Origin of the sequence: Ensifer sp. PDNC004 (genome assembly GCF_016919405.1) — a bacterium.
Lineage (GTDB): Bacteria > Pseudomonadota > Alphaproteobacteria > Rhizobiales > Rhizobiaceae > Ensifer.
In genome coordinates, this window is the sequence record NZ_CP070352.1 from 81,396 (window position 1) to 95,374 (window position 13,979).

13 protein-coding genes are annotated in these 13,979 nt (G+C 63.3%); 11 read left to right on the plus strand and 2 right to left on the minus strand.

The annotated features are described in order from the left end of the window. Positions 1–24: 24 nt before the first annotated feature. From JVX98_RS00365 to JVX98_RS00380, 4 genes are all read left to right on the plus strand, one after another. Positions 25–477 (plus strand): cytochrome c, encoded by a 453-nt coding sequence (locus JVX98_RS00365; protein ID WP_205236467.1) that lies wholly within the window; start codon positions 25–27, stop codon positions 475–477. 24 nt (positions 478–501) lie between these two features. Beyond that, positions 502–1,848, plus strand: coding sequence for a nitric-oxide reductase large subunit (locus JVX98_RS00370; RefSeq protein ID WP_113538314.1), 1,347 nt, complete (start codon positions 502–504; stop codon positions 1,846–1,848). A gap of 65 nt (positions 1,849–1,913) precedes the next feature. Further along, positions 1,914–2,726 (plus strand): CbbQ/NirQ/NorQ/GpvN family protein, encoded by an 813-nt coding sequence (locus JVX98_RS00375; protein ID WP_205236468.1) that lies wholly within the window; start codon positions 1,914–1,916, stop codon positions 2,724–2,726. 8 nt (positions 2,727–2,734) lie between these two features. Next, entirely contained in the window at positions 2,735–4,636 is a 1,902-nt protein-coding gene (locus JVX98_RS00380; protein ID WP_205236469.1) for a nitric oxide reductase activation protein NorD, read from the plus strand. 475 nt (positions 4,637–5,111) lie between these two features. On the opposite strand, the gene hemN is transcribed toward JVX98_RS00380, so the two are convergent. Continuing rightward, positions 5,112–6,464: an oxygen-independent coproporphyrinogen III oxidase gene (gene hemN / locus JVX98_RS00385; protein ID WP_205236470.1), complete on the minus strand. Its 1,353-nt coding sequence runs from the start codon at positions 6,462–6,464 to the stop codon at positions 5,112–5,114. 222 nt (positions 6,465–6,686) lie between these two features. Between hemN and JVX98_RS00390 the strand changes: the two genes are divergently transcribed. The 4 genes from JVX98_RS00390 (at position 6,687) to JVX98_RS00405 (ending at position 9,304) form a co-directional block, all read left to right on the plus strand. Next, the gene (locus tag JVX98_RS00390; RefSeq protein WP_205236471.1) at positions 6,687–6,965 is read left to right on the plus strand and encodes a DUF2249 domain-containing protein; all 279 of its coding nucleotides are present in this window, start codon (positions 6,687–6,689) and stop codon (positions 6,963–6,965) included. Positions 6,966–7,100: 135 nt separating this feature from the next. Further along, positions 7,101–8,480, plus strand: a complete 1,380-nt coding sequence (locus JVX98_RS00395) for a hypothetical protein (RefSeq protein ID WP_205236472.1) — start codon at positions 7,101–7,103, stop codon at positions 8,478–8,480. Beyond that, on the plus strand, positions 8,461–8,991 hold the full coding sequence (locus JVX98_RS00400) for a DUF2249 domain-containing protein (protein WP_205236473.1): 531 nt from the start codon (positions 8,461–8,463) through the stop codon (positions 8,989–8,991). The genes JVX98_RS00395 and JVX98_RS00400 overlap by 20 nt, the downstream gene beginning before the upstream one ends. After that, entirely contained in the window at positions 8,978–9,304 is a 327-nt protein-coding gene (locus tag JVX98_RS00405) for a metal-sulfur cluster assembly factor (RefSeq protein WP_205236474.1), read from the plus strand. The genes JVX98_RS00400 and JVX98_RS00405 overlap by 14 nt, the downstream gene beginning before the upstream one ends. A gap of 70 nt (positions 9,305–9,374) precedes the next feature. On the opposite strand, the gene JVX98_RS00410 is transcribed toward JVX98_RS00405, so the two are convergent. Continuing rightward, on the minus strand, positions 9,375–10,598 hold the full coding sequence (locus JVX98_RS00410) for an NnrS family protein (protein ID WP_205236475.1): 1,224 nt from the start codon (positions 10,596–10,598) through the stop codon (positions 9,375–9,377). A 338-nt stretch (positions 10,599–10,936) separates the two neighbouring features. Here JVX98_RS00410 and nirK point away from each other — a divergent pair, with 338 nt between their 5' ends. The 3 genes from nirK (at position 10,937) to JVX98_RS00425 (ending at position 13,914) form a co-directional block, all read left to right on the plus strand. Beyond that, positions 10,937–12,073, plus strand: coding sequence for a copper-containing nitrite reductase (gene nirK, locus JVX98_RS00415; RefSeq protein WP_205236476.1), 1,137 nt, complete (start codon positions 10,937–10,939; stop codon positions 12,071–12,073). A 101-nt stretch (positions 12,074–12,174) separates the two neighbouring features. Next, the gene (locus tag JVX98_RS00420; protein WP_205236477.1) at positions 12,175–13,092 is read left to right on the plus strand and encodes an SUMF1/EgtB/PvdO family nonheme iron enzyme; all 918 of its coding nucleotides are present in this window, start codon (positions 12,175–12,177) and stop codon (positions 13,090–13,092) included. A 174-nt stretch (positions 13,093–13,266) separates the two neighbouring features. Beyond that, the gene (locus JVX98_RS00425; RefSeq protein ID WP_192450046.1) at positions 13,267–13,914 is read left to right on the plus strand and encodes a Crp/Fnr family transcriptional regulator; all 648 of its coding nucleotides are present in this window, start codon (positions 13,267–13,269) and stop codon (positions 13,912–13,914) included. Positions 13,915–13,979 lie beyond the last annotated feature (65 nt).

A 13,979-nucleotide genomic window follows, 5' to 3' on the forward strand; every position in this document is an offset into this window, starting at 1 on the left:
AACTGAAATCGAAAGGACCACGTGATGGCAGAACGCCTCACCAAAACCGGGGCCCGTAACGTCTTTTACGGCGGGTCCTTCTTTTTCTTCGCAATCTTTGTCGGGCTGACCGCCCACAGCCACTACTACATGCGCACGACCTCGACGGACGAAACGACGCTGACCGATGCGGTCGCACGCGGCAAACACGTCTGGGAAAAGAACTCCTGTATCAACTGCCACACGCTTCTCGGCGAGGGCGCCTATTTCGCGCCCGAGCTCGGCAATGTCTGGAAGCGCTTCGGCGGCGAGGCCGATCCGGCCGGCGCCCGCGAAACGCTAAAAGCCTGGATGGCTGCCCAGCCGACCGGCATCGAGGGACGGCGGCAAATGCCGCAGTTCAATCTCACCGAACAGGAACTCAACGACCTCGCCGACTTCCTCGAATGGACGAGCCGTATCAAGACCCAGAACTGGCCGCCGAACGAGGCAGGCTAAGCGAACCGATTGGAGTGTGACACCATGAAATATCAAACCCAAAAGGTCGCGATGCTCTATTTCTACGGAGCGCTCGGCCTGTTCCTCGCCCAGGTGCTGTTCGGCGTGCTTGCCGGTACCATTTACGTCCTGCCCAACACGCTCTCCGAGCTGCTGCCCTTCAACATCGTGCGCATGGTCCACACCAACGCGCTGATCGTCTGGCTGCTCATGGGCTTCATGGGCGCGACCTACTACCTGCTGCCGGAAGAAGCCGAAACCGAACTCTACAGCACGAAGATCGCCGTCGCGCAGTTCTGGATCTTCCTGATCGCCGCGGCTGTCGCCGTCGTCGGCTATCTCCTGCACATCCACGAGGGGCGCGAATTCCTCGAGCAGCCCTTCGCGATCAAGGTGGGCATCGTCATCGTCGCGCTGATGTTCCTCTACAACATCACGCTGACGGTGCTGAAAGGCCGCAAGACGACCGTCACCAACATCCTGATCTTCGGGCTCTGGGGTGTGGCGATCTTCTTCCTCTTCGCCTTCTACAATCCGATCAACCTGGCGCTCGACAAGATGTACTGGTGGTACGTCGTCCACCTCTGGGTCGAAGGCGTCTGGGAACTGATCATGGCATCGGTGCTCGCCTTCCTGATGATCAAGCTCAACGGCATCGACCGTGAGGTCGTCGAAAAGTGGCTCTATGTCATCGTCGGCCTGGCGCTCTTCTCCGGCATCCTCGGCACGGGCCACCACTATTACTGGATCGGTGCACCGGGTTACTGGCAATGGATCGGTTCGCTGTTCTCGACGCTGGAAGTGGCCCCCTTCTTCACCATGGTGGTCTTCACCTTCGTGATGACCTGGAAGGCCGGCCGCAAGCATCCGAACCGCGCAGCCCTGCTCTGGTCGATCGGCTGCTCGGTCATGGCCTTCTTCGGCGCCGGCGTCTGGGGCTTCCTGCACACGCTGTCTTCGGTGAACTACTACACCCATGGCACCCAGGTGACCGCGGCCCACGGACACCTCGCGTTCTTCGGCGCCTATGTGATGCTGAACCTCGCGGTCATGGCCTACGCCATCCCGGAAATCCGCGGCCGTGCGCCCTATAACCAGTGGCTGTCGATGGTGAGCTTCTGGATCATGTGCACCGCCATGTCGGTCATGACCTTCGCGCTCACCTTCGCCGGTGTCCTCCAGGCGCACCTGCAGCGCGTGCTCGGCGAAAGCTACATGGACGTCCAGGACCAGCTGGCGCTGTTCTACTGGATCCGCCTCGGCTCGGGTGCCGTCGTCCTGATCTCGGCGCTGATGTTCATCTGGGCGGTTCTGATGCCCGGCCGCGAGCGCAGCGAGAAGCTCGCCGGCGTCGTTCAGCCTGCCGAATGACCGATCAGCCGGCGCGGTTCGCCGCGCCGGCATCTCCTCAAGAATTCCCAGCATGGAGACTTGCCATGAGCCCTGTCCAATCTGCCGTCAGTCGCGCGGCACTCGATATCCCCGCCTATAGCCCCTCCGGCAATGAATGCGCGCTGTTCGAAAGCGCCTGGGTGCGGCAGCTGCCGCTCCTCTTGAAGGGACCGACCGGATGCGGCAAGACCCGCTTCGTCAGCCACATGGCGGCGAAGCTCGGCCTGCCGCTTTCGACCGTTTCCTGCCATGACGATCTGGCCGCCGCCGACCTCACCGGCCGCTATCTGCTGAAGGGCGGCGACACCGTTTGGGTCGACGGCCCCTTGACCCGCGCCGTGCGCAATGGCGGCGTCTGCTATCTCGACGAGATCGTGGAAGCCCGCAAGGACGTGGCCGTCGTCCTGCATCCACTGACCGACGACCGCCGCATGCTGCCGCTGGAGCGCACCGGCGAACTGCTCGAAGCACCATCGAGCTTCATGCTGATCGTGTCCTACAATCCCGGCTACCAAAATCTGCTGAAGAGCCTGAAGCCAAGTACAAGGCAGCGCTTCGTGGCGATCGAGTTCGATTTCCTGCCGCGCAACGCGGAGATTTCAGTCGTTTCGCAGGAGAGCGGGCTGCTGGAGGGCCAGGTGGCGCCGCTCGTTAACCTCGCGCACCGCCTGCGCGCGCTGAAGGGGCATGACCTCGAAGAAGGCGTGTCGACCCGGCTGCTCGTCTACTGTGCATCGCTCATCGATGCCGGCATGCCGGTCAAGGATGCCGTGCGCGCCGCAATGATCGAACCGCTCACCGACGAACCGGACGTGCGCGCAGCCCTTCTCGAAGTGGCCGGTTCGCTGATCGCGTGAGGTGAACCATGCTTGATTTCCTCGAGCTCGAAGAAACCGTCGGACGGGCCTGGCACCGTTTCGTCGGCAACACCAGAACCTGGCGGCGCTATCCGGAAGAGGCGGTGAAGCTCGCCGACATGTTGCCGGTGCTCGGCGTCTCCTTTCGCGGACATGGCGGCGAGGCGGCGGTGCAGATCGTGCCCGCCCGAGGACGCACGTCGACCCATCGGCTGCGGTGGCGGCAGCGCATGGGGCTTGGCGAAGAGAAGCTCGTTCAGCCGGCGCGCGACCACGCGTCGCTGATGTTGCCGGGCGAGATCGACATCTTTCCGACGAAAGACCTGAACCGGGATCTCTATCACTGGCTCGTTGCCTATATGGCGACGATGCCGGTCGACCCCGTCAGCGAGACCGATCCGCTCCGCCGCGACCTGGCGCTGATATCGCGCGCGCTGGAAACGGTCGAGGAAGTCTTCCAGCGGTTTCCCGGCCTTAGGCGGCGCTATCGGCGCCTGGCCGAGGCGACCCTGGCCGAGCGGCAAAGGGGAGCGTTGCCGTCGGTCGAGCAACATCTCGAAAACCGTATCCTGCGCCTGTTGCGCAAGACGACCGGGGAAGCAGACACCACGCTGCCGTCCATTTTCCCTCACCGCGCGCCGCCCGGTTACCTGCCGATGCTGCCGATGCCGCTTTGGCCGGACACGCTGCTTCGGGCGGAAACGAAGACCACCCGCGACGAGGATGTCGCCGCAACGGCAGGCACGCAGGGGACGGTCGCCGAAGTCGAACGCCACGTCGCCGTGCGCGAAAATCCTGAGAACCGCAAGGGGGAGCGCAGCCCCTTCATTCTCAACCGCTTCGAGAAGATCCTCGCCATGGCCGAGATGGTCAATGTCGACCGCCCCGGCGACGACAGCGACGACCACGACAGCAAGGCTGCCGAGGAACTCGACGACATGACGCTCGGTGAGCGCAAGGGACGGCCCTCGGCGCGATTCCGTTTCGACCTCGACCTGCCGCCGGAAGCCGTCGATCCGACGCCGCTGACGGCCGAGCTGACCTATCCCGAATGGAACTACCGGACCGGGCAGTACCTCAAGGACCATTGCCGCGTGCTGGCGATGCCGGCTTCCGCTGAGGCGGAGCGGAGCGAACTGACCGAGGAAAGCCGGAGCTTGATCCGCCGGGTGCGGCGCCAGTTCGAAGTGCTGCGCCCGCGGCACGAGATGCTGCGTGCACAACTTGACGGCGCCGATCTCGATCTCGACGCGGTCGTGCGTGCCCGCACCGATCTCGCCGCCGGCGGCCAGGGCAGCGACCGTATTCATCTGATGAGCCGGCCGCAGGTGCATGATCTGGCGGTGACGATCCTCGTCGACGTGTCGCTGTCGACCGATTCCTGGTCCGACAACCGGCGGGTGCTCGATGTCGAGAAAGAGGCGCTGCTCATCCTTGCGCACGGGCTCTCGGCCTGCGGCGACAACCACTCGATCCTGACGTTTACCTCAAGGCGGCGCGACTGGGTGCGGGTCGAAACCGTGAAGGCCTTCAACGAGGCGATGGGACCGCTGGTCGAAGCGCGCATCGCGGCGCTGAAGCCGGGCTATTATACGCGCATCGGTGCTGCGATCCGGCACGCCTCGGCCGAGCTCCGACGGCAGCCGAACCGCAAGAAGCTCTTGCTTGTTCTGACCGACGGCAAGCCCAACGATATCGACCACTACGAGGGGCGTTTCGCGCTTGAAGACATCCGCCGCGCGGTCACCGAGGCCCGGCGCAGCGGCATCAACACCTTCGCCGTCACCGTCGACCGCGATGCGAAGTCCTACGTGCCCGCCATGTTCGGCCAGAACGGCTATTCCGTAGTCGGCAACATCTCGCGGCTGCCGGCGGCACTGCCGGCGATCTACCGGAATTTGGTGGGGTAAGGCGGTACCCAAGTCGAGAGAGAAGCAAGAGGCCCGGGAACCGCCGGGCCTCTTTGATTCAACGGAAGCCGTTTGCCAGCCGCGCGTGCGCCGTTTCGCGGCCATTTGGGGCGGATTTGCCGATCCGCTCGCGGCTATTCTCGGGGGGAGGAGGCTGGGTCTCGATGCTCGGGAAAAGCCGGGCATGACGTGTTGGATGGGCAGTTTTGCCAAAGTGTATAGCTGAGCTGCCAGCGATGGCTGCCGACGACAAGCTTGGAAACGGCTCGTTTTCAGTGAGCGTAGTTGCCCAAAACTTCGTCATCGTCGCCCTTGAGGCGAGGATCCAAGGCGCATCCGAACGTATTTCGTGGCACAAAATAACGAAGTGCTCGGGTCGAGCACGAGCATGACGGAAGAGACGGACGGCGCTTTGCCGGCGTGATTGCGCCGGGAACGCTCGGCAATAGCCAAACCTTCCCGGCGATCAGCGCACTCAAGCCGCCTTGCTGTGCACCCTCTGGGACTCGTCGATATAGGCATCGAAGGCCGCCGCCACCGCGCGGATGACGAAGCGGTGCTCGGGCCTGACCGTGATGACGCCATCAGCGATATCGATCACACCGTCTTTTCGCAGTTCGGCCAACTTGCTGTTGCCGCCTACGAACGATTGCCAGTCCCGGCCATGCGCTGCGGCGATTGCGGAAATATCCGCACTGAAATCGCACATCAGCCGTTCGATGATCGCTGCGCGCAGACGGTCCTCGTCGGTCAGTCGGTAGCCCTTGGTGGTTGCGAGGCGACTGGAGGCGATGCGGCTTGCATAGACGCCGGGCGGCACCTCGTTCTGGACATAACCGTCGCGCGAGCGGCCGATCGCCGAGGCGCCGAAACCGATCAGGGTCTCGCAGGTGTCGGTCGTGTAGCCCTGGAAGTTGCGGCGGAGTTGCCCAGCCTCCTGGGCGGTGACGAGATCATCGTCGGGCAAGGCAAAATGGTCGAGGCCGATCTGCCTGTAGCCGGCTTTTACCAGCGCCTCGCTGATCGCCATCGCCTGTTCGGCGCGCGCAGCACTGTCGGGCAGTGCCGTCTCCTCGATCATGCGCTGGTGCTTCTTGAAGCTCGGCACATGGGCGTAACCGAAAACCGCCAACCGTTCCGGCCGCATCGCCACGGCCACATCGACCGTCTCGACGCAGGAGCGCACCGTCTGATGCGGCAGGCCGTAGATCAGGTCGAAATTGATCCCACTGACACCGGCGCCGCGCAAATGGTCGACGGCTTCGGCCGTCTGCTTCTCGCTTTGAATGCGGTTGATTGCCTTCTGCACGACGGGATCGAAGCTCTGTACGCCGAGGCTTGCGCGCCGGACTCCGCCTTCGCCGAGTGCCTCGGCCATGGCGAGCGTCAGCCGGCGCGGATCGATCTCGACCGCGACATTGGCCGATGGTGCCAGCGCGAAACGCTCGCGCATCAGCGCCATCAACGCCAGGAATTCACGCGGCTCGATGATCGTCGGCGTGCCGCCGCCAAAATGTACCTCTGCGACCGGAAGCGGCCGGCCAATGGCATCGGCGACCATGCGGATCTCGTCCCGGAGCACCTCGAGATAATCGAGGATCGGATCGTCCTTCTTGGTGATCGTCGTGTGGCAGCCGCAGTACCAGCACATGGAACGACAGAAGGGGATGTGCAGGTAGAACGACACGTCCTGCCCATCCGGGATCGCCTTCAGCCAGTCGCCATAGGTGTGATCGTCGACATCAGCGGCAAAGCGCGGTGCGGTTGGGTAACTCGTATAGCGCGGCAGGCGCATTTCACCGTATTTCAGCAGCGCAGAAGCTAACATTTCGTCCTCATCTGGGTGGCGATGGATGCAGCTTTTTAGGACCCGCGGGCCCGCATCTCTTTGCGAAAAATCAAGGACGGGACGGTCTCGGCCAAAGCGAGATTTGTTTGCGCTTCGACAAAATGTCGCGGCGGCGCTGTCGCTAGGTTGCGGAAATCCGGGGCGTGTGCGCCGGCGTTGCCCGGATCATCATCAAATGACGGCGCTCAGAAGCGGATGACCATGACCATTGCAGAGACCGACAAGCCCTTCATCGATGTGCGGACGATCCCGCCGGTAGAACGCCATCCGAAAATCTTCGGCATGTTGAACGCGCTTGCCGAGAGCGGCGCCTTCATCATCATCAACGACCACGATCCGCGCCCGCTGCACTACCAGTTGGAAACCCGCTATCCGGGCGAATTCACCTGGGAGTATCTCGAGCAGGGACCTGACGTCTGGCGTGTCGAGATCGGCCGGCAGCAGTCCTCCGGCTGTGACTGCTGCTGCGGCGGGCACTGAGCCCCTGGGTTCCTTCAAGAGCGGGGTGAGAAAAAGCGTGCGTCATTTTCCGCTCTCATTCCGCTCTCACCTACCAGAATTGATCACACTTGCGCGGCTCGACCAGAGCCATCGTGATCCAAGGGTTGAACCACCATGTTCGCAGCCACGCTATCCCGCTGGACCATGTCCTATTTCGCGGCCGCGCTGATTTTCCTCGTGCTTGGCGAGACCATGATGGCTCTCGGCTTCGGCTATCCGGTCTTGGCCCTTGAGGCGCCTGAAACGCTGGCGCTCGTCCATGTTGTCCTTCTGGGTTGGCTGAGCCTGCTGATGACCGGGGCGCTGCTGCAGTTCGTGCCTGTTCTCGTCGGCCGGCCGCTTTCCTTTCCCAGCGCCGCGCTACCCGCGCTTCTGTTCCTCATCACAGGCATCGCCAGCCTGGCGCTCGGCTTCATCAGCCTTTCCGGCGCGATCGATCTTCCGGTGATGCTGCTTCCTCTTGGAGCCGCTTTCTCGATCGTCGGCTTTTCGGTGCTGGGCTTTTCCTTCGCGGTTACGCTTTGGCATTCACGCCCCCTGCCACTCCCGGCTCGCTTCGTCGCGGTCGGCCTTGCCGCTCTCTTCGGCGCGATGTTGCTCGGTGGCGTCTATGCCGGCGTGCTCTCGGGCCTGATCGACGCCGAGGGTGCGATCGACCTCACGATCGACGGTCTTTCCCTACATGCTTCGCTCGGCCTTTGCGGCTGGTTGAGCTTCACCACGATGGGTGTCAGTTATCGGCTTTTGACCATGTTCATGCTGTCGCCGGACAAGGAACGGACGAGCAGCCGGCTGGTCTTCGCGCTCGGCACCCTTTCCCTCGGCCTTCTGGCCGCAGCTGTGCCTGTCATTCTCGTGGGCACCATTGGCCGCTCGCCGCTTCTCCTCCTTGCCGTCGGTTCCGGCGTGGCCGTGGTCGCGATCTATGTCGGCGATATCCAGCGCATCTATCGCGAACGCCGGCGAAAGGCGATCGAGCTCAACAGCCGCGCCAGCATTGGCGCCTTCGTGTCGCTCGTCGCCGCGAGCCTGCTCTTTGTCGCCCTGCTGGCCGCCGGCCGCCTCGGTGAGGCTATCGGCGCTGTCGTCTATCTCGTCGCTTTTGGTTGGCTGACGGGCATGGGCCTCGCCCAGCTTTACAAGATCGTGCCGTTCATGACCTGGCTCGAATGTTACGGGCCGGCGCTTGGGCGCATGCCGACCCCGAGGGTTCAAGATCTCGTCAGCGAAACGTCGGCCCTTCGCTGGTTCCGGCTCTTCTATCTGACGGTCGCGGTGGGCACGCTCGCGCTCCTGATCGGCAGCGCGCCTCTATTTCGTTTTGCAAGTCTCGGCCAGTTGATTGCCGTCAATGCGCTCATCCTCGAGTTCGTGCGAACACGGCGACTGATCAACGTTCCGGCCGAGCTTCGATTGCCTGACGGACTAGTTCGGCCAGGCTTGTTTCTGCCATCCATTCCTCACGGAGGTTCCCATGAGCCAAGATCCCTATGAACTCGACGTACGGCCGCACTTGCGCGGCGGCAGCGATCCGTTCCAGGCCATTATGAATGCAGTCGACAGCCTCGCTCCGGGCCAGGCGTTGAAGCTGATCGCAACCTTCCGGCCCATTCCGCTTTTCAGCGTCATGGCGGGTCGCGGCTTCACCCATCAGGACCGCCCCCTCGACAATGGCGAATGGGAGGTTCTGTTTACGCCAGAAGGGGAGGTCGAGGGGATCAGGCTTTCGGCCGGTGAAACGGAACTCGACACCTGGCCCGACCCGAGCCGGCAGCTCGAACTGACGGAGCTCGATCCCCCTGAACCGATGGTGCGCATCCTGGCGACGGCCGAGAAGATGGCCGAAGGCGAGGTTCTCTTCGCCTTGCTCTCGCGCGAACCGTTGTTCCTCTATCCGGAGCTCGCCAAGCGCGGCCACAAATGGGCGGGCAATTTCGATGCGACCGGCGAGACCTATCGGATCCTCATTCGCATCGGCGGGAGGCGTTCCCATGTCGGCGGCTGAAAGCCTGGACCTCGAAGCCAAGATCCGCGATGCCTTGCGCATCATCATAGACCCCGAAATGGGCAGGAACATCGTCGATCTCGGCCTGATCTATGACATCGACGTTCAGGAGGGCGGCATTGCCCGCGTCACCATGACGACGACGATCAAGGGCTGCCCGGCGACCGCATTCCTGAAGGAAGCGGTGCAGAACTGCGTCTGGTACGTGCCGGGCGTCGAATATGCCGAGGTCCGCCTGACTTACGAACCGCCGTGGACGCCTGACATGATGGCCGACGGTGCGATGGAATTTGCCCACGGCAGCATCTTCTAAGGATCAGCCTTGTAACGAAGAAAAGGCGCCGCAGATGCGGCGCCTTTTGCATTGGGGTTCGGGCGTGCGGTCAGGACGAGGCGCGGGGCGCGCGGCGTTCGCGCACCAGCATCGGTCCGTATTCCAGCGTGAACAGTGCGAAGGCGGCGATCCACAACACACCCGAAAGCGCAATTAGATGGTGGTAGTGAGCCGGCAGCACCTCGGCCAGCGGCCGGATCAGCGCCGCGCCCGCAATCGCGACATAGGAGGCGCTGGTGACTGCCGATCCCACCAGCGGCCGTCCGGTATGGCCGCGTGTGGCGCGTGTCATCACGGCGAGCATCATGAAGGCGATCACACCGACGGTCAGCACATGCATGACCGGGTAGTCGCCGAGGAGCTCGACCGCCCCCGCCGCTATCGCCAGGAAGCCGAGCGGCACGAAGACGTAAGCCGCGTGCAGGACGAAGAGCAGCTTCTCCGGCCAGGTCGGCGATCCGTGCCAGCGCAGCAGGCGTACCGCATGAAAGGCGCACGCGACGACGGCAATCGCTGCGGTGACGATGTGAACGGGCGCGAAGGTCCAGGCGCCGAGCGCCGCAACACCGATCAGGATCGCTGCAGTGTCGAACCGGTTGTAGGGCACCGGGAAATCGGTGCGGCCGACCTTGTTCAACCAGTTGCGGGTGAAGCTCGGCACGATGCGTCCGCCGACGATCATGATCAGCATGGTGTAGGCGCCGATCGCCAGTCGCGCTGCGGCGTCGACATCGAGATTGCCGAGGACCGAGAGGTGGAACCAGATGTTGGCGGCGGACAAAATTATGAGCCCGCCGATCACCTTGAGGTCCTTCCACTTGCGACCGACGATCACCTCGCGCGCGCAGATCAGGAGTAACACCGGCAGAAACAGAGCTTCGACAGCGGCTGCGACAGGTAGGCCGATGAATCCGCTCGACAGGAGAGCAACGCGACCAATGACCCAGAGCCCGAAGAGGGCCGCGAGCGGCCGTCCGGAAACCGGCAAGCGTCCGGTCCAGTTCGGGATCGCCGTCAGCAGGAAGCCGCCGAGAACGGCGGAGGAAAAGCCGAACAGCATCTCATGCGCGTGCCAATGGGCAGCGCCGTAGTCGCCCGCAAGGTCCAGGCCGAGAGTAACCGCGGCGATCCACAAAGCCATGGCGCCGATGGCCCACAGGGCAGCCGCCAGAAAGAACGGCCGGAAGCCATAGGAGAAGAGCACCGGGCCGGTGGTCGAGAGCCCGCGCGGAATGCCGCCGCTCGGTTTCGGTCTTATCAGTCTGTCCAACATGGTCGTGGTCCTCGTCGTGCGTCCTTGCGGACTTGCGGATGAGGCTTGATCTATCAATGGGTTCGAAGGCCCTCTTTGCGAAAACGCAAGTATCGCGGCCCGATCGAACCGCCAGCTTCGCAAGGCGCAAAGAAAAGCGATCTGCTCGAAACGATTTGTTCCAAGACAAAGACGCGATTCGTCTGTGGTTCTACTTCTCTAGTGACTGCTGGGGGACCGGTGGTCGAGACCGGAGGTGAGGCCGCCCAAGTCGGCGCCGCCCACCCTAATTCGTTGAATACAGGCGCGTTTCGCAGAAGGCCAATCCCGGCCGCTGGAACGCGCCGAAGGAGAGCAAGATGACTGAACAACTTCAGATGACCCGCCGGACGATGCTTGCCGGCGCTGCCCTGGCGGGCGCGGTTGCGCCGCTTCTCCATACCGCCCAGGCGCATGCCGCCGGCGCCGCCGCGGCAGCCGGTGCTGCCCCCGTCGACATCTCGACGCTGCCGCGCGTGAAGGTCGATCTCGTCAAGCCGCCTTTCGTTCACGCCCATGATCAGGTCGCCAAGACCGGACCGCGCGTCGTCGAGTTCACCATGACGATCGAGGAAAAGAAGCTGGTGATCGACCGCGAAGGCACCGAGATCCACGCGATGACCTTCAACGGCTCGGTGCCCGGACCGCTGATGGTGGTGCATGAGAACGACTATGTCGAACTGCGGCTGATCAACCCCGACACCAACACGTTGCTGCACAACATCGACTTCCATGCCGCAACCGGTGCGCTCGGCGGCGGGGCGCTGACGCAGGTGAACCCGGGCGAGGAAACCACGCTGCGCTTCAAGGCGACCAAGCCCGGCGTCTTCGTCTACCATTGCGCGCCTGAAGGCATGGTGCCCTGGCACGTCACCTCGGGCATGAACGGCGCCATCATGGTGTTGCCGCGCGAAGGCCTGAAGGACGAGAAGGGTCAGCCGCTGACCTACGACAAGATCTACTATGTCGGCGAGCAGGACTTCTACGTGCCGAAGGACGAGGCCGGGAACTACAAGAAGTACGAAACCCCCGGCGAAGCCTATGAAGATGCGGTCAAGGCGATGCGCACGCTGACCCCGACCCACATCGTCTTCAACGGCGCGGTCGGCGCGCTGACCGGCGACCATGCTTTGCCCGCGGCCGTGGGCGAGCGCGTGCTCGTCGTCCATTCGCAGGCCAACCGCGATACGCGGCCGCACCTGATCGGCGGACATGGTGACTATGTCTGGGCGACCGGCAAGTTCCGCAACCCGCCGGACCTCGACCAGGAAACCTGGCTCATACCGGGTGGTACCGCGGGCGCTGCCTTCTACACTTTCCGCCAACCGGGTGTGTACGCTTATGTCAACCACAACCTGATCGAGGCGTTCGAGCTGGGTGCCGCCGGCCACTTCAAGGTCACCGGCGAATGGAACGACGATCTGATGACATCGGTCGTCAAGCCGGCGTCGATGTAGCCGGGTGACAGCGGATGATCGTGGGGCCGCACTGAAAGCGACCCCACGCGTGAACAAAGGTACGCGCCAACAGGCGCGTGCTATTTCCCCGGAGACCTCCCATGCCCAGCACCAAGAAAACTACGGTTTCGCTCCTCTCGCTCGCAGCCCCGGCCGTCCTTTTGGCGGCAATCGGCGGCGTGCTTTCGGCAAAGGTTGGGCTGTTCGACGATCTCAAGGACGGCATCGATCCGTCGATCCGACCGCCGGTGACCATGACGATTGCGCCGCGTCAGATGAGCTATCGCGCCGAGGGCCACTTCCTGAAGAACGGCTTTGCCGTCGACGCGCCGATCGTGGTTGCCGCCCTCAAGCAGCCGCTCGAGATCATGAAGTATCAGGTGACGCGCGACGACTACGAGCGCTGCGTCGCCGATGGCGGCTGCCAGCAACCGGAAGGCGGCCATGGCGCCGGGCTGTCGGGTGTGCCGATGACTGGAGTAAACTACACAGACGCGACCGATTATGCGGCGTGGCTGACCAAGAAGACCGGCGAGGTCTGGCGCCTTCCGACCGACCAGCAATGGGCCTTTGCCGCCGGGTCGAAATTCCCAGACGATGCGCTGGGGATCGACGGTACCAAGGACAATCCGGCGCTGCGGTGGCTTGCGGACTACGAGCGCGAATCCAGCCGGCAGCGGGCGAAGAACCCGATGCCGCAGCCCTCAGGCGCCTTCGGCGAGAACGAGTACGGTGTTGCCGATCTCGACGGCAACGTCTGGGAATGGACCGAGACCTGCCACCGCCGCGTCACGATCGGCGACGATGGCGAGGTGCTGAAGGAGTCTCCCGCGTGCGGCATCTTCGTCGTCAACGGCAAGCATCGGGCGTCGATGAGCTTTTTCATCCGGGATCCGAAGAGCGGCGGCTGTGCGGTCGGCGTCCCGCCTGACAATCTCGGCTTCCGGCTCGTGCGCGACGACCGCTGGTATTCGGGCTATCTCTATGCCTTCGAACGCCGGTTTCAGGGGGCGGGCTGAGATGCGACGGCCGATGAAATTGCTGGGAAAACCCTCTCTAGCGCATAGTGCCGGGTCCTTTTGCAGGACCCGGCACTATGCTAGAGCAAGGGCAATTTCAAATCGGCAGGATGTAGGGCCAACGTGGCTGCACTCGATCGCACACTCGTCAAATCGCTCCCACTGTTTCAGAAGATGAGCGACCTGGAACTGGACACGCTGCTGACGCGCGCCACGGTGCGGCGCGTGCCGCAGAACGAAGCCGTGTTCGAACAAGGTGCGACGGCCGACTTCTTCTTCCTGTTGCTGAATGGTCGGCTGAAGGTGACCCAGGTCACCAAGGACGGCCAGCAGATCATCGTGCGGGTCGTCAATCCCGGCGATCTCTTCGGTTTTGCCCGGGCACTGCAGCGCAGCGACTATCCGGGCACGGCAACGGCGGCGACCGAAAGCCTGGTCCTCGCCTGGCCGACGGAACTCTGGAACATCTTCGTCGAGAAAAATCCGCATCTTGCGGTCAATGCCCTCCATACGATTGGCCAGCGCCTCGACGAGGCGCATACCCGTATCCGCGAAATGTCGACCGAAGAAGTCGAGCGCCGTGTGGCGCACACGGTACTGAGGCTCGCCGAACAGGCCGGCAAACCGGAAAGCGGCGGCATCCGCATCGATTTTCCGATCTCGCGCCAGGATATCGCCGAGATGACCGGAACGACGCTGCACACGGTCTCGCGCATCCTCAGTGCCTGGGAGGGGCAGGGCCTGGTCGTCGGCGGACGGCAGAAGCTGACGCTGAAGGATATTCCGGGATTGCGGCGCCTGGCGGAACGTGCCGGCAACTAACCCGGCCTGCGCACTGGTTTGATCGCCTTGCCATTGACACGGGGAGGGTTGCCGGTCGTTCCAAG